Genomic DNA, 26,317 nt, shown 5'->3' on the forward strand with positions numbered 1-26,317 from the left:
CCCAGGTGATTCGGGGGTAGCCGGACAAGGGGTGGGGGTCGATCAGTGCTTCGACGCCGAACACATCGCGCAGCAGCTCGGCAGTAAGCACGTCATGGGGCGAGCCGCTGGCGACGATGCGCCCGTGGTTGATCACGTACAGGCGATCACAGAAGGCGGCGGCCAGGTTGAGATCGTGGATGCTGGCGAGGGTGCCGATATTCAGGCGCTTGACCAGCCTTAAAAGCTCCAACTGGTAGCGTGGGTCGAGGTGGTTGGTGGGTTCGTCGAGGATCAGCAATTGCGGCTGTTGGGCCAGTGCGCGAGCGAGGATGACGCGTTGTTTTTCACCGCCGGAGAGGGTGGCGAAGGCGTGGTCTTCGAAGCCCTGCATGCCCACCGCCGCCAGCGCCTGCTGGATCAGTTGCTGGTCGTGCAAGGTGTCGCTGTCGAACAAGCCCTTGTGCGGCGTGCGGCCCATGGCGACGACTTCATCCACCCGCAGGCCGAAGGCATCGGGGAACTCCTGCAGCACCACGGCGATGCGTTGCGCGCACCATTTGGCGCTTTGCTTCCACACGTTCTGATGGTCGAGCAGCACGTCGCCCTGTACCGGTTTGGTGAAGCGATAGGCGCAGCGCAACAGGCTGGTCTTGCCGCTGCCGTTGGGCCCGATCAGCCCGACAAACTCCCCCGCACCGACCTGCAGGCTGGCGTCACGCAGGTGGAACTGGTGATGGCAGTGCTCCACGGGGGACCAGTTGAGGTCGCTTAGGGTGAGTGAGGTCATCAATACTCTCGGGTTCAACACCGCTCCCACATTGGGGCCTGTGTTTTGTTGGGTTAGAAGGTGTAGTCCGCCGTGACGAAGAACGAGCGCGGTTCGCCCAGGATCCACTGTTGGCCGTCATTGTATTGGCTGACCGCGTACGTGCGGTCGAACAGGTTATTGAGTTGCAGGCCCAGCGTGGTGTTGCGCATCGCTTTCCACGATACCGTTGCATCCACCACGGTGTAGCTCGGCAGCTCGTTCTGGTTGGCCATGTCGGCGTAACGCGCATCCACATAACGCACGCCGGCACCGGCGCGAATGTCGTCGGTCACGGCCTTGCTCAGCCACAGGTTGGCGGTACGGCGCGGGACGTCGACCGGGCGATTGCCGTCGCGAGAGACTTGCACGCCGTCAACGTCCTGTTTGAAGTCGTCGTACTGCGCATGCACGATCGCTGCGTTGGCTTGCAATTCCCAGGCATGGGGCAGTTGCAGGTCGAGGCTGGCTTCCAGGCCACGGGACGATTGCTGGCCGACTTGCTGCTTGAGGTCTGGGTCACCCGGAACATCGGTGAGCAGTTTCTTTTTAACGATATGGTAGGCGGCCAGCGTCCATTCACCACGCTGGTTCCAGAACGCTTGCTTGATACCGATTTCGGTCTGCTTGGCGGTGGACAGGTCGAATTGTTGCTGGCTCGGGCTCAGGGAAATCAGGCCGCCGACGCCATCGGTGCTGGTGGAATATTGGCCGTAGAGCGAGGTGTCAGGGGTGATTGCATACACCAGCCCAGCCTTCCAGTTGTTGCCGGTGAGGGTCTTGTCGGACTGGGCGCCAGTGCGCAAATCATCGCGGTCGACGTGGGCGTAGTCGCGGCGGATACCGGTGATCAACGACAGCTGGTCGGTGAGTTGCAGGCGGTTTTCCGCGAAGCCTGCGACGGTTTTGGTGGTGGTGGCGAAGACCGGACTGAACGCACTTTGGCTGTCGAACGCGGCGGGCGCCGGGTGGTTGATATCGACGGGCTGGCCATCTTCCAACACATCCTTGAACGGCGTGTTGCTGGCCAGGCGGAAGCGGATACGGTTGTATTCCACGCCGGTCACCGTCTGGCTGTCGAGGCCGAACAAGGTGTGCTTGAAGGTGAAGGTCTGGCGGTCGCCCACTTGTTCCTGGTTGTGCTTGATGCCGAAGTTGCCACTGCGGGTGAGCTGGCCGTTGGTGAAGTTGTAGTTCTCGGCGTTCTGCCAGCGGCGCTGGTTTTTCAGGTAGAACAACTCGTTGGTCGCGCTGACGCTATCGTTGATCTGCCACTCGCTGGTCAAGCGTGTCCATTGATCGTTGTAGTGCTGGATGTCGTCGCTGACGTTGTAGTTCTTGTCGCGCAGGCCCTTGTGCAATTGGCCGTTGATCAACGGTGTGCCGAAGTAGTTTTGCGGTCGCTGGTCGCCGTAGTCACTGGCCAACGTGAAGCTCAGGTTATCGGCCGCTTGCCAGCGCAGGGCGCCGCTGACGAAATCACTGCTGGAGTCGCCATGGTCGATGAAACCGTTGCTGCGCAGGCGATTGAGGTTCAGGCGATAGCTCAGGGTGTCGGTCAGCGAGCCGCCGCTGTCGAGGGCTTGCTGTTGGCGATCGTAGGAGCCGTAGCCCAGGCGGATGTGGTTTTCGATTTCGCCTTCAAACGGCTTTTTCGGCAGCGTATTGACCACCGCACCGGTGGCGCCTTCGCCGTACAGAACCGACGCCGGGCCGCGCAACACATCGACGCGTTCCACCGACCAGGTGTCCACCGGGAAGGTCGAGGTGCCCATGCCCATGTACATGCGGTTGCCGTCATACAACTGCATCACCGAGCCTTGGCCGGTGAAACCACGGGCCGACAACGAGGTACCGCCATCGCCCGGCGTGCCGGTGCGGCTGATGCCGGTGGCGCGGGAAATCGCGTCCTGCACACTGGCGTCGCCGCGCTCGCGGATCTGCGTGCCGGTCAGGCTTTCGACGCTGCCCGGGGTTTGCAGTGCCGTGAGGTCCAGGCGTGAACCCGCAGTGGTCGGGGTCTTGGGGTCGACGCGTTCGTCATCCACGGCCGCTGCGTTGACGGAGCTGGCGGGCAGGGTCAGGGCCTGGGCGTTGTTATGCAAGGCGAGCAGGCACAGCCCGGACGCGAGGTACTTGTTCATGGGGCAATCAGTCTTCTTGGAGGGATGCTCGCCGCTGATGGCGGCGAGCAACGATAACGCAGAAAGTGTTATAAGTTAACACTTATTCGCTGCGCGGCGAAAGTCGCGCAAGGCTACAGAAGCGCTTTGCATCGGGCATCTCACTGCGTTCATGCCGAACCTGAGGCAGATTCATGTTGGCGGAAAAAACGCGATAGGATCAGGCGATCCAACGCCCACACCGCGATCAGCGACGCGCCCACCAGAGGGAAAATGATCGCCAGGCCGAGCATGATCACCATGGCGGTTTTCCACTTCGGCAGGTCATGGCGCAACGGCGGAACACCAAGCCCGCCTTGGGGGCGGCGCTTCCACCAGATCACCACCCCGCTGACGGCGCTGAGCAAAATCATCAGGCAAATCAGCAGCACGATAATCTGGTTCACCACGCCGAACATCTTGCCTTCATGCAGCATCACGCCGGTCTCGGTGGCCCGCGCCACGAGGTTGTAGTGCTCCCAACGTACATCGGCGAGGACCTTGCCGGTGTACTGGTCCACATGCAGGGTGGCGTCATTGCGCGGGTCGTCGGCGAACACTGCGATGGTGAACACGCCGGTGGCGGTGGTGGGGAAGGTGATGCTGTAGCCGGGTTCGACGTTGCGTGCGCTGGCCAGGTCCACCACCTGTTGCAGGCGCACGTTGGGCGCGGCGGGGCCGGCATGCATGGCGCCGTGGTTCATGTGCTCGGCATGGTCGCCGGACATCGGCATGGGCGTGTTTTCCATGGCCCACGGCACGGTCTGTTGGCTCGCCGTGTTGAGCACGCGCGCCTGTTGGTCAGACTGCGGCACGTTGTTCCACATGGCGGCTGGGAATTTATTCCATAACTCGGCGTACTGCTTGCCCCAGAAGCCGGTCCAGGTCATGCCGCTGAGCAACATCACCAACAGCAAGGCTGCGCCCCAGAAACCGGTGACGGCGTGCAGGTCGCGCCAGAACACCCGGCCGCGTGTGTTGAAGCGTGGCCACAACACTCCCGCCGATGACTTGCCGCGCGGCCACCACAGATACACGCCGGACACCACCAGCATCACGCCCCAACCGGCGGCGAGTTCTACCAGGCGGTCGCCCACGGTGCCGATCATCAGTTCACCGTGCAGCGCGCGGGCGATGGCTTGCAGGTTGTACTTGGCGTCTTGCTCGCCGAGCACGGTGCCGCGATACGGGTCGACGAATACCGTCACTTCGCGGCCTTCGTTGTGCATCACGAATTGCGCACTGCTGGTGGCGGTGGCCGGTGGCAGGTATTTACTGATCGCGCCTTGGGGGTAGGCGGCCTGGGCGCGTTGCAATAGCTCGTCGGCGGTGAGTGAGTGTTCGGCTGCCGGGACGGTGAGCAACTCGCCGTACATCAGCGGATCGAGTTGTGGTTTGAACAGGTAGATGATGCCGGTCAGGGCCAGCAGCACCATGAAAGGGGCGACGAAGAGACCGGCGTAGAAGTGCCAGCGCCAGGCCAGGTTGTAGAAAGAGACTTTTTGAGTGTTCATCAGGGGCTCCGCAAGGCTTTAAGAATTTTTGTCTGTTATGCCGCCTTCGCGAGCAAGCCCGCTCCCACATTTGAAATGCATTCCAACTGTGGGAGCGGGCTTGCTCGCGAAGCTTTTAGAAGCTCATATCAACTTTGGTCCACAGGGTTCGCCCGGGCTCCTTGATGGCCTGCGGGTCATTGGCTGGGTAGCCGAACCCGGCGTTGCCGGCCAGGTTCAAGTGCTCGGCGTAGGCCTTGCCAAACAGGTTGTCGACGCCTGTGCTGACCTTGAAGTTTTTGTTGATGCGGTACGCCGCGTTCAGCGAGAACACGCCAAAGCCCGCGCTCTTGTCGAAGTCCTTGCCGACCACGTTGCCCTTGTTCTGGTCGATGCGGTTTTGCGCCGCGACCAGCCGCCACAAGGCGCCGGCACTCCAGTCGTCTTCGCTGTAGGTGAGGCCCAGGCGAGCATCAAGCGGCGGGATTTGTGGCAGGGCCTTGCCGTCACTGCTGTTCTTACCCCAGGCGTAGGCGAGGGTGGCGTCGGTTTTCCAGTGGCGGGTCAGCTTGTACGCCGCACCCAATTCACCACCCATGATGCGTGCGTCGACGTTGCGCGCCTGGGAGGTGGTGCCCATCATCCCGGGCTTGTAGTCGAACAGGATGAAGTCCTGCACGCGCCCGATGTAGCCCGAGGCCCAGGCTTCAAGGTCTTCGGCTTTGTATTGCGCGCCGAAGTCGAACTGGGTGGTTTTCTCGGGCTTTACGCCGTCGAAAGCATTCACTGAACCGACTGCGCCGGTGTTGGGGGAAAACAGTTCCCAGTAATCCGGGAAACGTTCCGAGTGGCCCAAGCCCGCGTAGAGCGTGGTGGGGCTGTCGGCGAGGTCGTGTTCATAACGCACAAAGCCTGAGGGCAACGTGTTGGCGCGGGTTTCATCGGCGGTCGGGTTTGCGCGGGCGCTCATCCCGGAACCGGTGGTCTGGCGAAAATCCTTGGCCGAGGCGCGGTCCAGGCGGGCGCCGGTGATCAGGCGCTCGCGGTCGGCGGCATACCAGGTGAGTTCGCCGAACACGCCGTAGTTATGGAAGTTGGCGTCCTTCACCCGGGGCAGGTCCTTGTAGGTGTCGATGCCCATGCTGCTGCGCTGGCGGTGCTCGTTGGTTTGCGCGTCGAGCCCGCCGATCAGTTGCACGTCGGCCCAGCGCCAGGTGGCCTTGACCCGTGCGCCGAGGGTACGGCGGTCGACGTTGGAGGCCATGGGCCCGGCCATCATCCCGGTGCCGGACGGCGTGCGCAGGCTGTAGTTGTCCATCACGTGGTCGGCGTAGTTGTAGTAGACCTGGGCTTCGACCTTGTCCAGCACGTCACCGATGTTGGACTTTTCAAAGCGCAGCCCCAGGCTCTCGCGCAGGAACTGCGAGCCGTCCATGCCGCGTCCGGCATAGCGCGCTTCGCCATCGCCACGGCCGGCGGTGAGTTCCAGCAAGGTGTCGGCGTCGGGGGTGAACCCGACGGCCACGTCGCCGTTCCACTTGTCGTAGCGCGAGGCCACGGTGTCGTTGTTGCCGTCCTTGTAGTCGTCGGCATGGGCCTGGTTGCCGATCACGCGCACGTAGCCCAATGGCCCGCCGGCGGCGGCGTCGATGACTTTGTCGAAGCGCCCGTTCGAGCCGGCCAACACACTGGCGTTGAGGCGTGTGCCCAACTCGCCGAACTGCTCCGGCTCGCGTTCGAACAGAATCGTGCCGGCCGATGCACCCGGCCCCCAGAGCACGGTTTGCGGGCCTTTGATCACGGTGAGCTTGTCGTAGGTTTCCGGGGAAATGTACGAAGTGGGCGCATCCATGCGGCCGGGGCAGGCGCCGAGCATCATGCTGCCATTGGTGAGGATGTTCAGGCGCGAGCCGAACATGCCGCGCAGCACCGGGTCGCCATTGGTGCCGCCGTTTCGCACCAGGGCAAAGCCGGGGATGGTCTTGAGGTAGTCCCCGCCATCGCTGGCGGGCACCGGTTGGCGCGGGTCTTTGGGGTTGGTGATCACGGTCAGCGGTGAACTGGGGGCGATCGCAGTGATCACCGTGGGGCTCAGTTCATGCTCGTCGTGCTCGTCAGCGTGGGCCAAAGGGACCAACAGTGCGCCGCACAATACGGCTAAACGGGTGTCAGCAGAAAACCTGGACATGAAAAATTCCATCAATCAATCGTAAACAACACGGCCAGCAGCCTGCGGCTGTCTGTCTAGAGTCGGCCGGGGTGAAGTAACGCTGTGAAGTGCTTACGCGATGATGGGTGGCGCGCGGCTGCGGGCGCCGGGGAAGATGCTCTGCCGGGCATGGCCCAGGCGTGTGGCGGGGGTGAGGGCGTTGGCCGGCGGTGGGCTGCTCAGGGTGAACGTTGAAATGCCGCCAGGCAGGGCAGGGCAGCTGTAGAGCAGGTCGCAATAGCCGCACTTGGACCAGAGCGCGTGGTGTTCGTCAGGCGCTTTTTGGGTATGCGGTTCGCAGTGCTCCATCGGCATGTCCATCGACATACCGGCGTGATGGTCCATCGGCATCGCTTGGGAAATCAGCGGACCGATAAAGATCATCAGCATGGCGAACAGGCTGATCCAACTGCCGCGTCTTAAGCGGGCGGGTGGAGAGAGCCTGGCGCGAGGGGCGCCCATCGAGTGTCAGTCTATTGCGGGTGCTTATGCTCGTGGCTGGCCATTGGCGGCACCTTTTGCACCGACACTTCGACCTCGACCTTGCCGGCTTTTTCGAAGGTGAGGGTCAGCGGGAATTGCTTGCCATCGGCCAGCAGGCTGCGGTCTTTGAGGCCCAGCAGCATCACGTGATAAGCCATGGGCGCGAAGGTCAGGTCTCCCTTGGCCGGTACGGCGACGCTGGGCACTTGCTGCATCTTCATCAGGTCGCCCTGCATCACATGCTCATGCAACTCGGCCTTGTCGGCCACCGGCGTTTCGACGCTAAGTAGGCGGTCCGGCGTTTCGCCGGTGTTGTGAATCACGAAGTACGCCGCGACGGTGGGCGCATTCGGCGGCAACTCCTGGGACCAGGGATCGCTGACCAGCAGGTCGCCGGCCTTGTAGTCATCGGCATTGGCAGCACTGAACACCGGCAGCAACAACGCGGCCAGAAGCAGGGAAGATTTAAGCATGGCAGTTCTCCAGAACGGTTCTAAAAACGCAGTTCACTTGCGAAGAAATCAGACCGTTGGAGAGGCGCGGGGGTTGAGGCTCGGCCACTGCTGGCGCGGTGTAGGGTTTTGCAGTGAGGGGGGCGGCAAGCTCTGCAGGGCTTCGAACCGCGTGACATACAACTGCGGCACATGCCCCGGCAACGCCACCAACGGCGCAGAGCCGGAGCAACACCAGCAATGTTGCATGGCCGAATGGTCGTCCTGCTGCGGCGCCGGAATCTCCAGCTTGCCCAGGGCAATCGTCTTCAGGCTGGCGCCATTGGAGGAGCAGAAACTGCCCCACAGCAATTGCTGCACCGGGTCCTGGGACTGTTGCATCGCACTGGCCATCGGCATGGCAAAGGCGTTGAACAGCACTGCAAAGCAGGCGATCCAGACGATTGCAAAGCGTTGACGGGCCATGGCGGACAATCCGTAGGGTTAAACGATCAGACGGGTATTTAGCCTGATCGTAGGGAAGAAGTAAAAAGAGGGTGTGTGGTTTGGTGTCGCAGTGGCTGTGGTTGAGGATAGACGGGAACTCATAAGTTGCCGGTATCAAAGACAGCGCTGCTCTAAATGTGGGAGCGGGCTTGCTCGCGAAGGCTGCGTGTCAGTCACCAAATGTATAGCCTGATACTCCGCATTCGCGAGCAAGCCCGCTCCCACATTTTGGATTGTGTTCGCTTATTGCTTGGTGTTGATCCTGTGGGTTGCGCGGGCAATGTCGTCTTGGGCTCTTTTGATCAATGAGCCATCGCCAGGGTCTTCCTCTAAGCAGGCTTCGAGGTAGGCGTCTATATCTTCTTGTGTGCATAGATAGTCGGCAGTGTCGAAATCCGTGAACGTTGTCTTTCTATCAGGTAGGTATTGGGCTTTTTCCAGCCATTGGTTCAACCGTGCTGCGACTTCGGGTTCATCTGATTCCAGGGCCTCGGCTTCAAGGCTTAAGGCGTGCGCAAACTCGGGATTAGCGATTATGTGTTCGATAATCGTCTGTTCGACAGGGCGGGTCGAATGCAGGCTATGGGACTTTTCAGTCATGTGATGAACCTCATGTTTACGTCGGTGGACGAATGTTGAGGATCATCGCCAAGGGCATATGTGTCTCGGAAGTCAGCGGGCTCCGGTGCGTGTGTAGGCCGATTCCCATTGGTATCTGCGCCTAGGAAATTTGGAGGACCTTCTCAGAAATTTCCGACAAGTCTTTGAGGTTGCCCCTAGGAAGCTCGATCTCTAGTCTCCGTACACCGCTGCAAATGCAGCGGCCGGGCGTCGCGGCCCGAACTTCTCCAGACGCAGAAGCGTCATCGTCTCCTTTCAGTTGGCGCTTTTTTATCGTCTACTGTCCGGCGCTATGGCGGCTGTGCGTGGGATACCTTCGGGTATGCCGGTGTTCTGGAGAATCGGTCCGCGAACCTGCGTACAGCTGCCACCCTCATCGCGTCGCGGCGATCAGTGGCAGCTCCTCTACTACTTCTCCGGAGCTTCACAATGATCAAACCTACCCCCAATCCCCCCATCCGGCTATTCACCGTAGCCGACGGCATCAGCACCGAAGACCTACTGGTCAACCTCAGCGAAACCCTCGCTTCGGCCAATGCGTTGAGCTGTGATCTCGCATTCAACCTGGAAGGCTCGAAACGAGAGGAGCTGATGGGCGTTGCGCAATTGATTGAGCTGGCGCTGCTATTGGCTGATCGTGTGCACGCTGGCGTAGAACCGGCGACAACCGCAGCCTGATAATGCAATTCAAAATGTGGGAGCGAGCAAGCCCGCTCCCACATTGGATTTGCAGTGTTTAGAGAGTGGTGATTGCCTGTAGCAACGCAGGCACGGTAGCGAACTCTTGATCCACCGCTGCCAACACCGGCCGCTTCAACACCAACACTGGCACACCAAGCTCCCGCGCCACTTCCAGCTTCGGTTCCGTCGCGGTGCTGCCGCTGTTCTTGCTGATCAACACATCAATGCCGCGTCGTGCAAACAACGCACGCTCATCCTCGATCAAGAACGGCCCACGTGCGCCAATCACTTCGCACCGCGCATTCCCCGGATACACATCCAGCGCTCGCAGCGTCCAGAATTGCTCTGGTGGGATTTCATCCAGGTGCTGCAACGGCTCACGCCCCAACGTGAACAGCGGTCGTTTGAATGGCCTCAACGCTTCAATCAATGCGGCCCAATCGCTGACCTCGCGCCAATCATCTCCCGCCTGCGGTTGCCACGCCGGTCGGCGCAATGCCCAACACGGCACGCCGCTCAACTGCGCAGCTTCGGCCGCATTGCGACTGATCTGCGCGGCATACGGATGGGTCGCGTCGAGAATCAGGCCAATCCCTTCATCCCGAACAAACTGCGCCAGGCCCTCAGCCCCGCCATAACCACCCACCCGCACCTGGCAGGTCAGGTCTGTTGGCACGCGACCAACGCCGGCCAGGCTGTAGATATGTTCCGAGCCCAGGGTGCGGGCGATGGCCAGGGCTTCGGTCACGCCGCCCAGCAGCAGGATGCGTTTCATAGCGGCTTGACCACTTCCAGCAACGTGATCGGCAGCGCCTGCCGCCACGTATCAAAGTCCCCCAGCGGCTGCGCCTGGGCCACGTGGATGCGCGTCAGTTCGCCGCCATAACGCACCCGCCAGTCCATCAAGGTCATTTCGCTTTGCAGGGTCACGGCGTTGGCGACCAACCGGCCGCCCGGCTTCAGGTGTTGCCAGCAGGTGTCGAGCACGCCGTCGCGGGTAACGCCGCCGCCGATGAAGATGGCGTCCGGTGCCTCCAGGCCATGCAACGCGTCCGGCGCCTTGCCACGAATCAGTTGCAACCCAGGCACGCCGAGCACATCACGGTTGTGTTCGATCAGGCCTTGGCGGCCTTCATCGGCTTCAATCGCCAACGCACGGCAGCTGGGGTGGGCGCGCATCCACTCGATGCCGATGGAGCCGCTGCCCGCGCCCACATCCCACAGCAATTCGCCGGGCATTGGCGCGAGGCGGGCCAGGGTCATGGCGCGCACGTCGCGTTTGGTCAGTTGGCCGTCGTGCTTGAAGGCAGCGTCTGGCAACCCGGCCAGGCGGGATAGGCGCACAGTCTGCGCATCCGCCACGCATTCGATGGCGACCAGATTAAGATCGGCCACCTTCACATCTCCCCACGCCTGCGCCAGCCCGTCGATACGCTGCTCGTGCGCGCCGCCCAAATGTTCAAACACGCTCAACCGGCTCGGCCCGAACCCGGATGCAGTCAGCAGGAAGGCAATCGACGCGGGGCTGCTGCCGTCGTTGCTCAGGACCAACAACCGCACCCCACTGGCCAGATGCGCATTCAACGCCGCCAACGGCCGAGCCACCACAGACAGCGTCACGACCTCCTGCAACGGCCAACCCAACCGCGCTGCCGCCAACGACACCGACGACGGCGCAGGCAAGATCAGCAACTCATCCGCTGCCACCTTTCGCGCCAAACTGGCGCCCACGCCATAGAACATCGGATCACCGCTGGCCAGCACGCACACAGGCTCCCCGCGCCGCGACAGCACCGGTTCCAGCGAGAACGGGCTCGGCCACAACTCGCGCTCGCCACGAATACACACCGGCAACAGGTCCAACTGGCGCTGAGCACCTATAATCCGCGTGGCGCGCAACAGGGCGTGCCGGGCATTCCTGCCCAGCCCCTTGAAGCCGTCTTCACCGATGCCTACAACCGTCAGCCAGGGCGACATATCAATTCCTTGAACGACATCCGACGGGCAGGCTTTTCATGCCGCCGGACAAAGCAGGCATAATACCGCGCCTTTACCCGTCAACCGGTAGCCCCGTGAACCAGACGCCCGCTGTAAATACCTTGCGCCCCTCGGCTTGTCCGGGGTTGCTGCGTATTGTCCAGGCGTTGGATGGCGGCATTTGCCGGATCAAATTGGCCGGTGGTTCGATCACCGCCGTGCAGGCCCATGCGGTCGCGGACGCGGCCCAGTCCTATGCGGGCGGCGTGATCGAGGCGACCAACCGGGCCAACCTGCAGATTCGCGGCATCGGAACCGAAGAAAATGCCCTGATTGCGATGCTGCTGGCGGCCAATCTCGGCCCCAGCAATGCCGCCGGCGACGACGTGCGCAACCTGATGCTCAGCCCCAGCGCCGGCATCGACCCGCAGATGCTGTTCGACACCCGCCCGCTGGCAGACCAGATCCTGGCCACCCTGCAAAACCACCCGCGTTTCCACGAGCTGTCGGCCAAGTTCGCCGTGCAGCTAGATGGCGGTGAAGCCCTGGCGATGCTCGAACATCACCATGACGTGTGGCTGTCGGCGTTCGTACGTAATGGTCAGACGCTCCTCGCGTTTGGCCTGGCGGGTTGCCCGGGGCTGGATGCACCGTTGGCGGCTGTACTACTGGAGCAGGGCCATGCCTTGGTGGTGGCTGTGCTGGAAGCGTTTCTAGACCTCGCCACCCCGGAACAGACCCGCATGCGTCAGCTGCCTGTGGATAACCTACTGAGCCGTTTAAATCTGCCGCTGCTGCCGGTCGACGGCTTCAAACGCCCGCCCAGCGACGCTTTGCTGCACCTCGGAACTTATCCACAGGTCCAGAAAAATCAGTTCTACGTCGCCGCCGTTGCTCCCTTGGGCCGCCTGGATTCGACGATGCTCAAGGGCGCCGCACGCCTCGCCAGCGAGTACGGCGACGGCACGCTGCGTTTCACACCTTGGCAGGGCGTGCTGCTGCCCAACGTCGAAAAACCTCACGCGGTGACCGAACGCCTGGCGCAGCTTGGTTTTCTTTGTTCAGTCGACCAACCGCTGGCACGCATGACGGCTTGTACCGGTTCCAGCGGTTGTGGCAAGGCCCTGGCCGACACCAAGACCGACGCCGTGCAACTGGCCGCGTTGCAACCCGGTGAAGACGTGCATTTATCGGGCTGCCCACGTTCCTGCGCCGCCGCACACACCGCTCCGGTCACGTTACTGGCGGTGAGCCCCGGCCACTACGACCTCTATTTTCGCGATGCAGCCTACCCAGGCTTCGGCCGGCTGCACGCGCGCACCCTTTCTATTGAAGCGACGGGCGCCTTGCTGCGCGCTCGCCCACGGAGCAACACCGATGATTGATTACATCCGCGACGGTCAGGAGATCTATCGCAACTCCTTCGCCATTATTCGCGCGGAAGCCAAGTTGGACCGTATTCCGGCCGACTTGGAAAAACTCGCGGTGCGGGTGATTCATGCTTGCGGCATGGTCGACGCCATCGACGGCCTGCAGTTCTCCGAAGGTGCAGGCAAGGCCGGGCGTGATGCGCTGGCCGCTGGCGCGCCGATCCTGTGCGATGCGCGGATGGTCTCCGAAGGCGTGACCCGCGCACGCCTGCCGGCCAATAACGAAGTGATCTGCACCCTGCGCGACGACAGCGTGCCGGAGTTGGCACGTGAACTGGGCAACACCCGTTCCGCCGCCGCACTTGAACTGTGGCGTCCGCACCTGGAAGGCAGCGTGGTGGTGATCGGCAACGCGCCGACTGCACTCTTTTACCTGCTGGAAATGCTCGACGCGGGCGCACCGAAACCTGCGCTGATCCTCGGTTTCCCCGTCGGTTTTGTTGGCGCCGCCGAGTCCAAGGCGATGCTGGCCGCCGACAGCCGTGGCGTGCCGTTCGTGATCATGCAGGGCCGCCTGGGCGGCAGTGCGATGGCCGCTGCTGCGGTGAATGCCTTGGCCACGGAGGTCGAATAATGCAGGCTCGCGGACGTTTGATTGGCCTGGGCGTGGGCCCCGGCGACCCGGAGTTGATCACCCTCAAGGCCCTGCGCCTGCTGCGCGAGTCGCCGGTAGTGGCGTACTTCGTGGCCAAGGGCAAGAAGGGCAACGCGTTCGGCATCATAGAAGACCACTTGGTGCCACAACAGACCTTGATGCCGCTGGTGTACCCGGTGACCACCGAGGTGTTGCCGGCGCCGATGTCCTACGAGCAAGTGATCAGCGACTTCTACGACGCCGCCAGCGTCGACGTGGCTGCGCACCTGGATGCAGGCCGCGATGTGGCGGTGATCTGCGAAGGTGACCCGTTCTTCTACGGCTCCTACATGTACCTGCATGACCGTCTGGCCGAGCGCTATGAAGCCCAAGTGATTCCCGGTGTGTGCTCGATGCTCGGCGGCGCCTCGGTGCTGGGCGCGCCGTTGGTGTATCGCAACCAGAGCTTGTCGGTGCTCTCGGGCGTGTTGCCCCATGTTGATCTCAAGCGTCGCCTGGCGGATGCCGATGCGGCAGTGATCATGAAGCTGGGTCGCAACTTCCCGAAGGTGCGCCAGGTACTTGAAGAACTTGGCCTGGCCGAACGCGCGCTGTATGTGGAGCGCGCGACCATGGCCAACCAGAAAATCGTGCCGCTGGATCAGGTCGATCCTTCGTCGTCGCCGTACTTCTCGCTGATCATCGTGCCAGGTGAACGGTGGCAAGGTTGATGAGCCCGGCGATTGTCATCCTCGGCCAGGGCAGCCTGGCCACTGCGCGCAGGATCCAGCAGGTTTACCCTGGTGCGTTGATCCATGGCCTGGCGGGCCGTGTCGAAGGCGCGGACCAGGCCTACAACGAATTCGGTGCGACCCTGCGTCAGCTGTATCAACAGGGCACGCCGCTGATTGCCCTGTGCGCGGCTGGCATCGTCATTCGCACGCTGGCGCCGCTGCTGTTGGAGAAAGGCGAAGAGCCCGCTGTGCTGGCCGTTGCCGAAGACGGCAGTGCCGTGGTGCCTCTGCTCGGCGGCCTGGGCGGTGTGAACGTCATGGCGCGGGAAATCGCTGCGGCCTTGGACGTGGCGGCTGCCATCACTACCAGTGGCGAGCTGCGTTTTGGCACTTGCCTGCTCAACCCGCCGAGTGGTTATGAATTGGCGGATCTGGAGCTGGGCAAGCGCTTCGTCTCCGACCTGCTGGCTGGCGAAAGCGTGCGCATTGAAGGGGCCGCGCCGTGGCTGGACCAGGCCAATCTGCCGCAGGATCAGCAGGCGCGCCTGGCGATTCACGTGGGCAGTGCCGAACGCGCGCCTGCGGCCAATGAATTGTTGATCTACCCAAAAAACGTCAGCGTGACCTGCAAGCCAGGTACGCAGTTGGCTGAGCGTGTACGCACGGCGTTGCATGAGGCGGGTATCGCCGTGCAATCGCTGGCGTGCCTGCTGGCCAGTGATGCGCAAATGGCCGAAGCGTCGTTGCATGAAGCCGCGTTGGCACTGGGTGTGCCGCTGCGTTTCACCGAGGTCAATCAGGAAGCCGATATCGTCATCGATGTGGCCGAGCAGCCGTTGGACCTGTCCCAAGCCGGGCGTGTACGTGGCCGTCTCGCCGTGATCGGCCTGGGGCCCGGCGCTGCCGAGCTGATGGTGCCGGCGGTGAAGGCCGAGCTGGCGCGCTGCACTGACGTGCTGGGTTACGAAACCTATGTGCGCATGGCCGGGCCGTTTCGCGACGATCAAGTGCAACACTGCACGGATAACCGCGAAGAAATGCAGCGGGCACGCCACGCGTTTGAGTTGGCGGCCCAAGGCCGTTCGGTGGTGGTGGTGTCGTCCGGCGACCCGGGTGTGTTCGCCATGGCTGCAGCGGTGATCGAAGCGCTGCATGAGTCCGGCGAGCCGGCCTGGCATCAGGTTGACCTGGAGATCCTGCCGGGTGTCTCGGCTTCGCTGGCCACCGCCGCGCAGGCGGGGGCACCGTTGGGGCATGACTTCTGCGTGATGTCGCTGTCGGACAACCTCAAGCCGTGGTCGATCATCGAAAAACGCCTGGACCTCGCGTCCCAGGCGGACCTGGCGTTGGCGTTCTATAACCCGATCTCCCGTTCGCGGCCCTGGCAGTTGGGCCGCGCGCTGGAAATTGTCGCGTTGCACCGCACGCCGGAAACGCCGGTAGTGCTGGGCCGTGATGTCGGTCGCCCAGGCCAGACCTTGCGTGTCACCACCTTGGGGTTGCTTACCCCGGACCAAGTGGACATGCGCACCATGGTATTGATCGGCTCGTCCACGACCTGCGTGTTCCCGCGCGCTGGTGGTGGCGAGTGGGTGTACACACCGCGCTGGTATGGCGAAAAACCAGCCTCCTGAAAACCGCCTCGCAGCAGTCGGAAAGCTCCGAATAGCCCAGGGATTTACCTGTGGTTATTCGGGGCTTTTTGTTTTTTTTACAAGGAAAACCGGAAGGCCCATGGATGTGCTGCGAGATTGCTGGGCGCCGGGTTCTGGCAAGGTAGGTCAAGACATGTTTGTCGCGTGGAAAGCCCGACGGCCACTGGACTAGTGTGGAAGCAAGCCCCATGTGGGGTGCTTGTGGAGAACTGAAAATGGAGCGACATCACAAAAGGATCATCAGTGCGAAACGGCGCAAGTTGATTGCCGCCTACAAGCTGCCAGGATCGCCGGGATTGAATAGCGCAATGCCGGTGGACATGGCGGATGACTCTAATGCGGCGGTGGTCAACAACGGCGTGATCTCGTTCGTCGAGGGCATGTCGGCGTTGAACCGGGAATACATTCGCAAGAGTTATTTGTTGGCGAGCAGTTACGTCAGCGATGTGCTGAAGATTCATCGAGGGACCGAGGCGTGGTATGACGAATTTATCAAGGTCATGATCAGCTTGGGCTGGCTGCCAATACGCAGCAGTTTTGAGCGGGTCTCGCGATCCGGCAAGGGCCTGACCGTGCAATTGGCGGTGCTGAACATGATTACGGCGATGCTCGCCTCGACATCACTGGCCGGGCCCGTGCTGGCGGCGCTGCCCAAGCTGGCGGCGGACGCGTTGGAGGCCATGAAGCAGCAGCCTGCGTCGTTCGAGTTGTTCAAGCGAAATAGCACGGTGCACCAAGGCGGTGATTTTGGCCTGGCCTCCTGTGCTGAAAGCGCGGGCGAAGTCACCATGGTGCTGGTGACATACAGTACCTACGGGGTGAGCAAGCAAGTTGGCCTGCCGTTTCTTGAGTGGGACAGCTCGTCCTCCGAGGCCTTCAGCGGGCAAACCTGCCTGGTGTTGAATACCTCGGTGGTCAACGAGAAAACTATCCAGCTGATGCGTGAGAGCGCCGGCGACAAGGTGCAGTTGGCAATCGCCAAGTACCGCATCTAAGGGACCAGGTAGCCGCGCACCCCGGTGAAGATGATTTGCGCGGCGAGGGCGCACACGAACAGGCCCATCAAGCGGCTGACAATCTGCAAGCCCTGGTCACCGAGAATGCGTTCGATACGGTTGGACAAGTACAACACTACGCCAACCGTAAAGCTGGCCAGGGCGATGCTGAGGATGGCAGTAAGCTTGTCATCCCAGTGTGGCTGGCTTACGCCCATTACCAATAGCGCACCGATGGTGCCGGGGCCAACGGTGAGGGGGATGGTCAGCGGCACGATGGTCACATCCTGCTGCACGTTGTCGGACTGCACCGCCGACTTGCCCTGGGCCATGCCCAGGGCGGAAATGAACAGCACGCTGCCGGCGCCGATGCGGAAGGCATCCACCGTGATGCCGAACACACTGAAAATCACCCGCCCAAACAGGTAGAGCAATACGCTCGATACCAGCGTTGCCAATGCCACCTTCCAGGCCAACCGCCGCCGCTCTTTGTTGGAGTAGCCACGGGTGAGGCTGATAAAGCAGGACAGCACGAAGAACGGGCTGTAGAGCACCAGCATTTTCAGGTAGACGCTGAATAACACGTGGAGCATGGGGACGGCTCGTTGGGGGATAAGTGTGGAGAGTCTATCAGGCGAAACCGATCAAATGTGGGAGCTGGCTTGCCTGCAATAGCGGCGTGACAGGCAACGGGTGTGTGGCTGACACACCGCTATCGCAGGCAAGCCAGCTCCCACAGGGGATTTATATTTCGGGTCAGGAGACGGGGCTGTGCTCTTGTTTCTGTTGGCGCTGCGCCACCCAAAACTCCACCAGCTCACGCAACTGCGACAACTCCACCGGCTTGGCCATATGCCCGTCCATCCCGGCCTGGCGCGCGCGTTCTTTATGTTCCGAGAGGATGTGCGCGGTCAGCGCCACGATCGGCGTGCGGATACGCTGGTGGCTGACTTCCCACGCCCGCAGTTGCTGGGTTGCCGAGAAGCCGTCGAGGATCGGCATTTCACAGTCCATCAACACCAGGTCGTAACGCTGGGCCTTCATCGCCTCCAACGCTTCTTCGCCGTTGCTGGCGGTGTCCGGGTTGAGGTTGAGCTTGCCGAGCATGCCGCGAATCACTTTGGTGGAGATGCTGTTGTCCTCGGCCACCAGGATGCGGAAGTCCGCGGGCACGGCAACGGCCGCCGGTGCGGTGAGGACCGGGCGTTGCGGGGCGCCGCCCTTGCTGCGCTGGGTCAACTCGTCGGCCAGGGTGGTCTTGAGCGTATACCCGGCCACCGGCTTGGCAAGGATGCGCTTGATCCCGCAGTTGCGCGCGATGATCTTGCTCGGCGCATTGCTGATGCCGGTTAGCATGATCAACAGGATGTCGTGGTTCAGGCTCGGGTCTTCCTTGATCTTCGCCGCCAGTTGCATGCCGGTCATGCCGGGCATGTTCTGGTCCAGCAGCACCACGTCGAAGTAGTCACGCAGGTGCGCCTTGGTGCGCAGCAGCGCCAAGGCTTCCTTGCCCGAAGGCACGGCACTGACATTCAGGCCCCAGGCGGTGCATTGCTGCACCAGCACTTTGCGGCAGGTGTCGTTGTCGTCCACCACCAACACGCGTGCATCCTTGAGCGGGCCGTCGAGGTCGGAGGTCGGGTGCTCCAGGCGTTCCGGGTCCAGCGGCAAGGTCAGCCATAACGTGCTGCCCTGATGGCTGCCGCTCTTGATGCCGAACTCGCCGTTCATCAACAGGATCAACTGCCGGGCGATGACCAGGCCCAGGTGACCGCTCAAGCGGGTGGCCGAGAGGAAGTTCTTGCTGTGCAGTTCGCTGTGCAGCAACGCGTCACGCTCGGCTGCTTCCATCGGCAGGCCGCTGTCTTGTACGGCGATGCGAAGGCGCGGCTTGTTGCTGCGGTCGTCCAGGGCAACCACGATCAGGACTTCGCCCTCATCGGTTTTTTGCAGAGCGTTTTCCAGCAGGCTCAGCAGCGTCTGACGCAGGCGGGTCGGGTCGCCACTGATGACGCGCGGTACCTGCGGCTGGATAAAGCTGATCAGTTCGACGTTCTGCTGCTCGGCCTTGGCGCGGAAGATGCTCAGGCAGTCTTCGATCAGTGCATTAAGGTCGAACTGCACGTCATCCAGTTCGATCTGCCCGGACTCGAGCTTGGAGATATCGAGGATTTCGTTGATCAGCGTGAGCAATTCATTGCCGGCGCTGTGGATGGTCTGCACATAGTCGCGTTGTTTCACCGACAGCGGCGTGCCCAGCAGCAACTCGGTCATGCCCAGCACGCCGTTCATGGGGGTGCGGATTTCGTGGCTGATCTTGGCCAGGAACTCTGCCTTGGCCGCGATCTCGGCATTACTGGCGGCCAGGTCACGACTCAGGCTGAAACGCGCCTCGACAATTGCGCGCTGACGCTCGCCAAGGGCCAGGCTCATCAACAGGCCGCTGAGGCAGATAAAGCCCAGCAGGGTCATGATCAAGCCTTGTGGCGCCAACAGCGTGAGGCCGAGCAGGGCGGGCAGGATGATCAAGGTACCAATGTTGAACACCACCATCGCGGCCACGAACAAGCGCGCCGGGCGGTAGCCTTTCTGCCAGTGATAGGCCGAGACGAACAGCATGCTCAGGCCGGCCAATGCCACCAAGGCGTAGGTGATGATGTTCAGCGGCAAGGTGTTGACGAACAACAGCAGCAGGCCACACAACACGGTAATCAGGATATCGGCCATCAACAGCTTGTTCAGCGGGTGCGGGCCCAGGGGCATGAAGAAACGATAGGCAAACATCAGCCCGCACGGCGCGGTGAGCAGCAGGGCCAGGTAGGCGCCAGGGGTCTGGATCGCGTGCCAGTTCGGCAGCCACGGGCCTACCAGGTTGAGCAGCAGCGCCAGGCTGAGCATCAACAGCACCTCGCAGGCTGCCAGCCACAGGCTGCTGCGCGAGCGATGGTAGGCGAAGCGTGTGAGGTTATGCAGGATCAGCATCAGCAAGACGCCAAACAGCAGGCCGTAGATCAGCGTCTGGGTCTGGTCGGCGGCCGCCAGTACGGCCGGCTCCAGGGTGATATAGGGGCGCAACTCGTGCTCTGAAACCAGGCGCAAGTAGACCTCAAGGGGTCTCTGGCTCTGGGGCATCGGCAGCATGAAGTCGCTGCTGGGTAACGGGCGTTCTGCCTGGGGCTGGCGGGTACCGGTGGTTTGTTGTTCTACCAGCATTTCGCCGTCCAGAACGTACAGGCTCAGGTTGGACAGGTCTGGGGCGAACACGCGCAGCACTTGTTCGTGCTTGCCGGGTTGCAGCTTGAAACGTACCCACAACGCTCCGTCCGGTTGCGCGGCGGTAATCCGGTCCAGTTCGATGGGGCTAAATTGATTGGTGTAGCGGGGGGAGCGGATGTCGCTCAGTTGCAGGTCGGCCTGCTCATCAAGCAATACTGCCCAGCCACTGCCTTGCGCGGCGGCCTGGGCCGGGAACAGGCAGAGCAGCGTCAGCAGACTGACAGTAAAACCTATGGCGATCCTGAGCCAGCGCACGGCGAAATCCCTTCGTAGGTTGATGCACGGGTTAACTATGCGCGGGGAGGCTTGTGTACGGCAAGGGCCCAAGGCCCTTGCCTAGCCGAACGGATAGCTACTGACGCCTGCTACTTACTGGTTCTCGCCACGTTCACGGGCGATGGCGCGGTAGCCGATGTCCTTGCGGTAGAAACAGCCGTTCCAGTCGATTTTCGCGGCCAGCTTGTAGGCCTGTTGTTGCGCGGCGTCGACGCTGGCACCCATCGCGGTGGCACACAGCACACGGCCACCTGCGGTCACAACCTTGCCATCCTTGAGCGCGGTGCCTGCATGGAACACCTTGCCTTCCAGCGTAGCAGCCGCATCCAGGCCTTCAATCACATCGCCCTTGGCGTAATCGGCAGGGTAACCACCGGCTGCCAGCACCACGCCGACGCTTGGACGCGGGTCCCATTGAGCTTCAACCTTGTCCAGGGCCTGGGCCAGCGCGGCTTCCACCAGCAGTACCAGGCTCGACTGCAGACGCAGCATCACCGGTTGGGTTTCCGGGTCGCCGAAGCGGCAGTTGAACTCGATGACTTTCGGGTTGCCCGCTTTGTCGATCATCAGGCCGGCGTACAGGAAACCGGTGTACACATTGCCTTCGTCAGCCATGCCACGCACGGTCGGCCAGATCACCAGGTCCATCACGCGCTTGTGCACGTCGCTGGTGACGACTGGGGCAGGGGAGTAGGCACCCATGCCGCCCGTGTTCGGGCCAGTGTCAGCGTCGCCGACGCGTTTGTGGTCTTGGCTGGTGGCCATCGGCAGCACGTTCTTGCCGTCGACCATCACGATAAAGCTGGCTTCTTCGCCGTCGAGGAATTCCTCGATGACTACGCGCGAACCTGCATCACCAAAAGCGTTGCCAGCGAGCATGTCGCGCACGGCGTCTTCGGCTTCCTGCAAGGTCATCGCCACGATCACGCCTTTACCGGCGGCCAGGCCATCGGCCTTGATCACGATCGGCGCACCTTTTTCACGCAGGTAAGCCAGGGCCGGCTCGATCTCGGTGAAGTTCTGATAGTCGGCGGTCGGGATCTTGTGGCGCGCCAGGAAGTCCTTGGTAAACGCTTTGGAACCTTCCAGCTGGGCAGCGCCGGCGGTTGGGCCGAAGCAGTCCAGGCCACGGCTGCGGAACAGGTCCACGACGCCGGCAACCAGTGGGACTTCCGGGCCGACGATGGTCAGGGATACATTCTTTTCAGCAAAATCGGCCAGTTGTTCCAGGGCCAGCACGTCGATAGCGACGTTCTCGCACTTGGCTTCAATGGCGGTACCGGCGTTGCCGGGTGCTACGAATACTTTTTGGACGCGCGGGTCCTGGGCAACTTTCCAGGCCAGGGCGTGTTCACGGCCACCGCTGCCAATGATCAAAACATTCATTTCAAAAACCTCAAATTCTGTTGGCGCTGCTGGAGCGCTTTTAAATGTGGGAGGTTCTTTGTAGTGAGGGGGCTTGTCCCCCGCCAGGTTCACTGGAGATCCAGTGGGGCTGCTGCGCAGCCCAGCGCGGGGCAAGCCCGCTCACTACAAAAAGCCCCTCCCACATTTGGATCAGTGGCGGAAGTGGCGCATGCCGGTGAAGACCATGGCGATGCCAGCTTCATCAGCAGCAGCGATGACTTCAGCGTCGCGCATCGAACCACCCGGTTGGATTACGGCGGTAACGCCGGCTTTGGCGGCATTATCCAAACCATCACGGAACGGGAAGAACGCATCGGAAGCCATCACCGAACCCACTACCTGCAAACCAGCGTGCTCAGCCTTGATCGCGGCGATACGTGCCGAGTTCACGCGGCTCATCTGGCCGGCGCCGACACCGATGGTCTGGCGATTCTTGGCGTAGACGATAGCGTTGGACTTAACGTACTTGGCCACTTTCCAGGCAAAGATCAGGTCGTTGATCTCTTGCTCGGTCGGGGCGCGCTTGGTCACCACTTTCAGGTCTTCGCTGCCGATCATGCCGATGTCGCGGCTCTGTACCAGCAAGCCGCCATTGACGCGCTTGTAGTCCCAGGCTGCAGCGCGGTCAGCCGACCACTCGCCGCAGGCCAGCAGGCGCACGTTGGCTTTGGCCGCCACGATGGCGCGAGCCTCTTCGCTTACGGATGGCGCGATGATCACTTCAACGAACTGACGCTCGACGATCGCCTTGGCGGTCTCGGCATCCAGTTCACGGTTGAAGGCGATGATGCCGCCGAAGGCCGATTCAGTGTCAGTTGCGTAGGCCAGTTCGTACGCCTGGCGGATACCGCCTTCAGCGTCCGGGCTCACGGCCACGCCGCATGGGTTGGCGTGCTTGACGATCACGCAGGCCGGCTTGACGAAGCTCTTCACACATTCCAGCGCGGCGTCGGTGTCGGCCACGTTGTTGTAGGACAGTTCCTTGCCTTGCAGTTGGGTCGCGGTGGCGATGCCCACTTCGGCGGGCTTGGCTTCTACGTAGAATGCCGCGCTCTGGTGCGGGTTCTCGCCGTAGCGCATTTCCTGGGCCTTGATGAACTGGCTGTTGAAGGTGCGCGGGAACTGGCTGCGGCCTTCGGTGCTCAGGGTTTCAGCCGTTTGGTTAACGGTGCCCATGTAGTTGGCGATCATGCCGTCGTAGGCGGCGGTGTGTTCGAACGCCTTGAGCATCAGGTCGAAACGCTGGGCGTAGGTCAGGCCGCCGGCTTTCAGGCCTTCCAGCACATTGGCGTAATCGCTGGCGTTAACCACGATGGCCACGTCTTTGTGGTTCTTGGCTGCCGAGCGAACCATGGTCGGGCCACCGATATCGATGTTTTCGATGGCGGTCGGCAGATCGCAGCCTGGCTTGTTGATGGTGGCTTCGAACGGGTAGAGGTTAACGGCTACCAGGTCGATTGGCTTGATGCCGTGCTCGGCCATGATCGCGTCGTCGGTACCGCGACGGCCAAGGATGCCGCCGTGGATTTTCGGGTGCAGGGTCTTGACCCGACCGTCCATCATTTCTGCGAAACCGGTGTAGTCCGCCACTTCTACTGCGGCCACGCCGTTGTCCTGCAGCAGTTTGAAGGTCCCGCCTGTGGAGAGGATTTCCACGCCCAGGGCTTCCAGCTCCCGGGCAAATTCGAGGATGCCGGTCTTGTCGGAGACGCTGATCAAAGCGCGGCGGATCGGCAGGCGGGTAGTCTGGTCGGTCATTTCAATTTCCATCAAAAGCAAAGGAGTCAGCAAAAAAGGCGACCGTTTTTTACGCGGGCGCCTTTCTGGTTTGATTGAATGCTTACAACAAATCGTACTGCTTGAGCTTTTTGCGCAAGGTGCCACGGTTGAGGCCCAGCAGCTCACTGGCTTTGGTCTGGTTGCCCTTGACGTAGTTCATCACGCTTTCGAGCAAGGGCGCCTCGACTTCGGAGAGCACCAGGTTGTACACGTCCGTGACGGAAGCGCCCTCTAGGTGGGCGAAATAATTGTGCAGCGCCTTCTCGACACTCCCGCGAAGGGTCTGGCCTTCTTCGCTCGGCGTGTTGAGGTGCTGTTTCAAATTGACGTTGTCGCTCACGGGTGTTGTTCCACTCACTAAAGTCTCGGTCATCATCGTCATGCGGCCACCCCCTCTCCGTCCCCTGTCCCCAGGCTCTTGTAACGCTCGCTGAAGAACTCACGAACGTTGGCGCACTGTGCTTCCGTATCATCCAAACGATTGAAGTGGGCGCGAAACTCCCTGGCGCCCGGCAGGGTTGCGAGATACCAGCCGACATGCTTGCGAGCAATGCGTACTCCCATCACGTCTCCGTAGAAAGCGTGCAGGGCGGCCAGATGCTCTAGCAGAATACGTTCCACCTCGATCAGCTCCGGTGCCGGCATGACTTCACCGGTACGCAGAAAATGCTCGATCTCACGGAAAATCCACGGCCGCCCCTGGGCGGCCCGGCCAATCAACAAGCCATCGGCACCGGTGGCGTGCAGTACGCGCCGGGCTTTCTCGGCTGAATCGATGTCGCCATTGGCAAACACCGGCATCGACACTGCCTGCTTGATCGCAGCAATGGTGTCGTACTCGGCTTCACCGGTATAAAGGTCGGCGCGGGTGCGGCCATGCACTGCCAGCGCTGTAATTCCTGCCTGTTCAGCGATCTTCGCCACCGTCAGGCCGTTCTTGTTGTCCCGGTCCCAACCGGTACGGATCTTCAGGGTGACCGGCACATCGACTGCGGCGACAACGGCCTGCAGGATCTCGGCAACCAACTGCTCATCTTTCAGCAGGGCGGAACCGGCGGCCTTGTTGCAGACCTTCTTGGCCGGGCAGCCCATGTTGATGTCGATGATCTGCGCCCCCAACTCCACGTTGGCCCGGGCCGCATCCGCCAGCATCTGTGCATCACCCCCGGCGATCTGTACCGAGCGGGGCTCGGGATCACCTTCGTGGATCATGCGCATCCGCGATTTGCGGGTGTTCCACAAGCTCATGTCGCTGGTGACCATTTCCGAGACTACTAGACCCGCGCCCAAACGCTTGCACAGCTGACGAAAGGGCTGGTCGGTGACGCCCGCCATCGGGGCGAGAATCAAGCCGTTTTGCAATGTGTATGGGCCGATGCGTACCGCCGACATAGGACTTCCCTGTTGTGGGGCCGGATCATTAGAGTTCGAAAAAGGGTTGGCATGATACCCGCTCTCGATGACTGGATAAAGGCTGAATTGGATAAAATCTGAACAGTTATTTCTTTATCGCCGCCGGTTTGGTTGCGCGGGGCTCAGTCAAGAATCCGCCGTCAAACCTTGATGCATCAGCCGATTCACTCGGGCGAGTGAAAGCTCAGGCTGTAATTCACGGCTTTATTGCCCGGATCGAGGATATCCAGCGAGATATGGATCGGCGTTTGCGATGGCATTTCGCTCACGCCGGCCAGTTCACCGCTGAGGTATTCGGCAGGTTTGAAGCGACGACTGGCGATCAGGTTGCCGTTCAGATCGGCAAAGCGTAGCTCCAGCAGCGGAAATGGCTGGGAGAATGTCGCGCGGTTATAGATGATCGCATCCACGACCAGCGCCCCGGCGAAATCCGGGTGGCTGCGCACCACCAGGTTGCTGCTCTTGATGTGCGCGATATCCACCCGTGATGGTACGGTGCAGCCTAGTGTCGGGCACAGTTGCTGGAACCATGGGCGATAGGCGTCCTGGCGGGCCAGGTCATCGAATTGATAGGCGATGTATTGGCCAGCGAGACCCGCGGCAGCGACCAGCACCAGCAGGATCCAGATCAGGCGTCGGCCCCAGCTCGGCGGGCGTTTTTGCGCGTAGAGGTGCAGCGGGTCGTCTTCCAGGTCCTGGAGTACATCGTCGTGAATGTTGGCCTCGACGCGGGCGCGCTTGCGGCGGGGCTGGGTGCGCTCTTGTGGCTCGGCTTCTTGCGTCGCCTGGGTCAGCGGCGTGAAAGGCGGGTCGATCTCTTCATCTTCCAGCGTTGAGCGCAGTGGCGGTTCGTCATCGATGTCGTCGATGTGGAATGACATCGAGGGTTCGGTGCGCTGCTTGGTCGCAGGGGCTTTCGTCGACTCGGGTTCATCCGCGACGATGTGGTCGCGCTCTTCAGGCGGTTCGCTGAAGAGGCTGGCGGCCCACTTTTCCTCTTCGGCCTTGACCGTGTCGCGGCTCGCGCTGAATGACTCTTCCTTTTGCCGACGGTCGGCGCCGGGTTGGCGGCGTTCCGCGCCTGCCGGTAGCGTGTGCTGAATCTCGCGGCGTTCCAGCTTGGCCAGTTCTTCGTCCAGGTCCAGGTTGTCCAGGTCCAGCTCTTGCGCAGTCCACTGCTTCTGGCTGATTGCCCGTGGCGGCTCAGGCTCAATCGCCGGCGGCAGCTCAGGCTCCGGCGCTGTTGCTTCGCCAGCACGTTGCTCCATCAACTGGCGAACGGCATTGAAGACTTGCAGGCACGAGCCGCAGCGCACCACGCCACGTGCCACGTTCAATTGACCGTGGCTGACGCGGAAGCGGGTTTGGCAATGCGGGCACTGGGTGACGAAACTGTCGGTCATGCGGCCATCCGATTCAGGCAAGCG

22 protein-coding genes and 1 pseudogene are annotated in these 26,317 nt (G+C 61.8%); 6 read left to right on the forward strand and 17 right to left on the reverse strand.

The genetic code is table 11. The annotated features are described in order from the left end of the window. Nucleotide 1 precedes the first annotated feature (1 nt). The 8 genes and pseudogenes from CFE47_RS17480 to CFE47_RS17515 form a co-directional block, all read right to left on the reverse strand. Nucleotides 2-769 (reverse strand): annotated as a pseudogene (locus CFE47_RS17480) (ABC transporter ATP-binding protein); the annotation flags it as partial. Nucleotides 770-822: 53 nt separating this feature from the next. Beyond that, nucleotides 823-2,931 carry a TonB-dependent receptor gene (locus tag CFE47_RS17485; RefSeq protein WP_286838892.1) on the reverse strand — a complete coding sequence of 703 codons (2,109 nt, stop codon included), beginning with the start codon at nucleotides 2,929-2,931 and terminating at the stop codon, nucleotides 823-825. A 149-nt stretch (nucleotides 2,932-3,080) separates the two neighbouring features. Next, nucleotides 3,081-4,463, reverse strand: coding sequence for a PepSY-associated TM helix domain-containing protein (locus CFE47_RS17490; RefSeq protein WP_286838894.1), 1,383 nt, complete (start codon nucleotides 4,461-4,463; stop codon nucleotides 3,081-3,083). A 115-nt stretch (nucleotides 4,464-4,578) separates the two neighbouring features. Continuing rightward, a complete protein-coding gene (locus CFE47_RS17495; RefSeq protein ID WP_286838897.1) occupies nucleotides 4,579-6,630 on the reverse strand; it encodes a TonB-dependent copper receptor in 2,052 nt (683 codons plus the stop codon). 93 nt (nucleotides 6,631-6,723) lie between these two features. Next, entirely contained in the window at nucleotides 6,724-7,113 is a 390-nt protein-coding gene (locus tag CFE47_RS17500; protein ID WP_286838900.1) for a DUF2946 domain-containing protein, read from the reverse strand. Nucleotides 7,114-7,124: 11 nt separating this feature from the next. After that, nucleotides 7,125-7,607 carry a copper chaperone PCu(A)C gene (locus tag CFE47_RS17505; protein WP_286838902.1) on the reverse strand — a complete coding sequence of 161 codons (483 nt, stop codon included), beginning with the start codon at nucleotides 7,605-7,607 and terminating at the stop codon, nucleotides 7,125-7,127. A 48-nt stretch (nucleotides 7,608-7,655) separates the two neighbouring features. Next, a complete protein-coding gene (locus tag CFE47_RS17510; RefSeq protein WP_286838904.1) occupies nucleotides 7,656-8,051 on the reverse strand; it encodes a DUF2946 domain-containing protein in 396 nt (131 codons plus the stop codon). 264 nt (nucleotides 8,052-8,315) lie between these two features. Then, nucleotides 8,316-8,672 (reverse strand): helix-turn-helix domain-containing transcriptional regulator, encoded by a 357-nt coding sequence (locus CFE47_RS17515; protein WP_286838980.1) that lies wholly within the window; start codon nucleotides 8,670-8,672, stop codon nucleotides 8,316-8,318. 450 nt (nucleotides 8,673-9,122) lie between these two features. On the opposite strand from CFE47_RS17515, the gene CFE47_RS17520 reads away from it, so the two are divergent. Continuing rightward, nucleotides 9,123-9,371, forward strand: a complete 249-nt coding sequence (locus tag CFE47_RS17520; RefSeq protein WP_286838906.1) for a DUF6124 family protein — start codon at nucleotides 9,123-9,125, stop codon at nucleotides 9,369-9,371. Between the two features lie 58 nt (nucleotides 9,372-9,429). Here CFE47_RS17520 and CFE47_RS17525 read toward each other — a convergent pair whose 3' ends face one another. Both CFE47_RS17525 and cbiE read right to left on the reverse strand, forming a co-directional pair. Beyond that, nucleotides 9,430-10,149, reverse strand: coding sequence for a cobalt-precorrin-6A reductase (locus tag CFE47_RS17525; protein WP_286838908.1), 720 nt, complete (start codon nucleotides 10,147-10,149; stop codon nucleotides 9,430-9,432). Further along, nucleotides 10,146-11,351, reverse strand: coding sequence for a precorrin-6y C5,15-methyltransferase (decarboxylating) subunit CbiE (cbiE, locus tag CFE47_RS17530; RefSeq protein ID WP_286838910.1), 1,206 nt, complete (start codon nucleotides 11,349-11,351; stop codon nucleotides 10,146-10,148). The genes CFE47_RS17525 and cbiE overlap by 4 nt, the downstream gene beginning before the upstream one ends. A gap of 38 nt (nucleotides 11,352-11,389) precedes the next feature. On the opposite strand from cbiE, the gene cobG reads away from it, so the two are divergent. The 5 genes from cobG to CFE47_RS17555 all read left to right on the forward strand — a co-directional run bounded on the left by cobG (nucleotide 11,390) and on the right by CFE47_RS17555 (nucleotide 16,739). Continuing rightward, the gene (gene cobG / locus CFE47_RS17535) at nucleotides 11,390-12,736 is read left to right on the forward strand and encodes a precorrin-3B synthase (RefSeq protein WP_286838913.1); all 1,347 of its coding nucleotides are present in this window, start codon (nucleotides 11,390-11,392) and stop codon (nucleotides 12,734-12,736) included. Beyond that, the gene (locus CFE47_RS17540; protein WP_233893640.1) at nucleotides 12,729-13,355 is read left to right on the forward strand and encodes a precorrin-8X methylmutase; all 627 of its coding nucleotides are present in this window, start codon (nucleotides 12,729-12,731) and stop codon (nucleotides 13,353-13,355) included. Before cobG ends, CFE47_RS17540 begins: the two co-directional genes overlap by 8 nt. Continuing rightward, nucleotides 13,355-14,086 (forward strand): precorrin-2 C(20)-methyltransferase, encoded by a 732-nt coding sequence (locus CFE47_RS17545; protein WP_185705224.1) that lies wholly within the window; start codon nucleotides 13,355-13,357, stop codon nucleotides 14,084-14,086. The genes CFE47_RS17540 and CFE47_RS17545 overlap by 1 nt, the downstream gene beginning before the upstream one ends. After that, nucleotides 14,086-15,723, forward strand: coding sequence for a precorrin-3B C(17)-methyltransferase (cobJ, locus tag CFE47_RS17550; RefSeq protein WP_286838918.1), 1,638 nt, complete (start codon nucleotides 14,086-14,088; stop codon nucleotides 15,721-15,723). The genes CFE47_RS17545 and cobJ overlap by 1 nt, the downstream gene beginning before the upstream one ends. A 236-nt stretch (nucleotides 15,724-15,959) precedes the next feature. Further along, the gene (locus CFE47_RS17555) at nucleotides 15,960-16,739 is read left to right on the forward strand and encodes a hypothetical protein (protein ID WP_286838920.1); all 780 of its coding nucleotides are present in this window, start codon (nucleotides 15,960-15,962) and stop codon (nucleotides 16,737-16,739) included. Here the strand turns inward: CFE47_RS17555 and tspR are convergent. The 7 genes from tspR to CFE47_RS17590 all read right to left on the reverse strand — a co-directional run bounded on the left by tspR (nucleotide 16,736) and on the right by CFE47_RS17590 (nucleotide 26,293). Further along, nucleotides 16,736-17,332, reverse strand: a complete 597-nt coding sequence (tspR, locus tag CFE47_RS17560; protein WP_185705230.1) for a type III secretion system genes modulator TspR — start codon at nucleotides 17,330-17,332, stop codon at nucleotides 16,736-16,738. The genes CFE47_RS17555 and tspR overlap by 4 nt on opposite strands. A 163-nt stretch (nucleotides 17,333-17,495) precedes the next feature. Further along, nucleotides 17,496-20,270: a hybrid sensor histidine kinase/response regulator gene (locus tag CFE47_RS17565; RefSeq protein WP_286838923.1), complete on the reverse strand. Its 2,775-nt coding sequence runs from the start codon at nucleotides 20,268-20,270 to the stop codon at nucleotides 17,496-17,498. Between the two features lie 114 nt (nucleotides 20,271-20,384). After that, nucleotides 20,385-21,677, reverse strand: a complete 1,293-nt coding sequence (gene purD, locus CFE47_RS17570; RefSeq protein ID WP_286838926.1) for a phosphoribosylamine--glycine ligase — start codon at nucleotides 21,675-21,677, stop codon at nucleotides 20,385-20,387. Nucleotides 21,678-21,848: 171 nt separating this feature from the next. Then, nucleotides 21,849-23,456: a bifunctional phosphoribosylaminoimidazolecarboxamide formyltransferase/IMP cyclohydrolase gene (gene purH / locus CFE47_RS17575; RefSeq protein WP_286838929.1), complete on the reverse strand. Its 1,608-nt coding sequence runs from the start codon at nucleotides 23,454-23,456 to the stop codon at nucleotides 21,849-21,851. Between the two features lie 82 nt (nucleotides 23,457-23,538). Then, nucleotides 23,539-23,859 carry a DNA-binding transcriptional regulator Fis gene (gene fis / locus CFE47_RS17580; protein WP_002555375.1) on the reverse strand — a complete coding sequence of 107 codons (321 nt, stop codon included), beginning with the start codon at nucleotides 23,857-23,859 and terminating at the stop codon, nucleotides 23,539-23,541. After that, complete coding sequence (gene dusB / locus CFE47_RS17585; protein ID WP_185705238.1) at nucleotides 23,856-24,869, reverse strand: tRNA dihydrouridine synthase DusB; 1,014 nt, start codon at nucleotides 24,867-24,869, stop codon at nucleotides 23,856-23,858. Before dusB ends, fis begins: the two co-directional genes overlap by 4 nt. A 185-nt stretch (nucleotides 24,870-25,054) precedes the next feature. Continuing rightward, nucleotides 25,055-26,293 (reverse strand): DUF3426 domain-containing protein, encoded by a 1,239-nt coding sequence (locus CFE47_RS17590; RefSeq protein WP_286838932.1) that lies wholly within the window; start codon nucleotides 26,291-26,293, stop codon nucleotides 25,055-25,057. Nucleotides 26,294-26,317 lie beyond the last annotated feature (24 nt).

It is taken from the genome of Pseudomonas sp. PGPPP1 (assembly GCF_002255865.1).
GTDB classification, from domain to species: domain Bacteria; phylum Pseudomonadota; class Gammaproteobacteria; order Pseudomonadales; family Pseudomonadaceae; genus Aquipseudomonas; species Aquipseudomonas cremoris.

Excerpts from the sequence above, each read along its gene's own strand:
- CFE47_RS17485 (WP_286838892.1), bottom strand. The coding sequence starts at position 2,931 with ATGAACAAGTACCTCGCGTCCGGGCTGTGCCTGCTCGCCTTGCATAAC.
- CFE47_RS17490 (WP_286838894.1), bottom strand. The coding sequence starts at position 4,463 with ATGAACACTCAAAAAGTCTCTTTCTACAACCTGGCCTGGCGCTGGCAC.
- CFE47_RS17495 (WP_286838897.1), bottom strand. The coding sequence starts at position 6,630 with ATGTCCAGGTTTTCTGCTGACACCCGTTTAGCCGTATTGTGCGGCGCA.
- CFE47_RS17500 (WP_286838900.1), bottom strand. The coding sequence starts at position 7,113 with ATGGGCGCCCCTCGCGCCAGGCTCTCTCCACCCGCCCGCTTAAGACGC.
- CFE47_RS17505 (WP_286838902.1), bottom strand. The coding sequence starts at position 7,607 with ATGCTTAAATCTTCCCTGCTTCTGGCCGCGTTGTTGCTGCCGGTGTTC.
- CFE47_RS17510 (WP_286838904.1), bottom strand. The coding sequence starts at position 8,051 with ATGGCCCGTCAACGCTTTGCAATCGTCTGGATCGCCTGCTTTGCAGTG.
- CFE47_RS17515 (WP_286838980.1), bottom strand. The coding sequence starts at position 8,672 with ATGACTGAAAAGTCCCATAGCCTGCATTCGACCCGCCCTGTCGAACAG.
- CFE47_RS17520 (WP_286838906.1), top strand. The coding sequence starts at position 9,123 with ATGATCAAACCTACCCCCAATCCCCCCATCCGGCTATTCACCGTAGCC.
- CFE47_RS17525 (WP_286838908.1), bottom strand. The coding sequence starts at position 10,149 with ATGAAACGCATCCTGCTGCTGGGCGGCGTGACCGAAGCCCTGGCCATC.
- cbiE (WP_286838910.1), bottom strand. The coding sequence starts at position 11,351 with ATGTCGCCCTGGCTGACGGTTGTAGGCATCGGTGAAGACGGCTTCAAG.
- cobG (WP_286838913.1), top strand. The coding sequence starts at position 11,390 with ATGCCGCCGGACAAAGCAGGCATAATACCGCGCCTTTACCCGTCAACC.
- CFE47_RS17540 (WP_233893640.1), top strand. The coding sequence starts at position 12,729 with ATGATTGATTACATCCGCGACGGTCAGGAGATCTATCGCAACTCCTTC.
- CFE47_RS17545 (WP_185705224.1), top strand. The coding sequence starts at position 13,355 with ATGCAGGCTCGCGGACGTTTGATTGGCCTGGGCGTGGGCCCCGGCGAC.
- cobJ (WP_286838918.1), top strand. The coding sequence starts at position 14,086 with ATGAGCCCGGCGATTGTCATCCTCGGCCAGGGCAGCCTGGCCACTGCG.
- CFE47_RS17555 (WP_286838920.1), top strand. The coding sequence starts at position 15,960 with ATGGAGCGACATCACAAAAGGATCATCAGTGCGAAACGGCGCAAGTTG.
- tspR (WP_185705230.1), bottom strand. The coding sequence starts at position 17,332 with ATGCTCCACGTGTTATTCAGCGTCTACCTGAAAATGCTGGTGCTCTAC.
- purD (WP_286838926.1), bottom strand. The coding sequence starts at position 21,677 with ATGAATGTTTTGATCATTGGCAGCGGTGGCCGTGAACACGCCCTGGCC.
- purH (WP_286838929.1), bottom strand. The coding sequence starts at position 23,456 with ATGACCGACCAGACTACCCGCCTGCCGATCCGCCGCGCTTTGATCAGC.
- fis (WP_002555375.1), bottom strand. The coding sequence starts at position 23,859 with ATGACGATGATGACCGAGACTTTAGTGAGTGGAACAACACCCGTGAGC.
- dusB (WP_185705238.1), bottom strand. The coding sequence starts at position 24,869 with ATGTCGGCGGTACGCATCGGCCCATACACATTGCAAAACGGCTTGATT.
- CFE47_RS17590 (WP_286838932.1), bottom strand. The coding sequence starts at position 26,293 with ATGACCGACAGTTTCGTCACCCAGTGCCCGCATTGCCAAACCCGCTTC.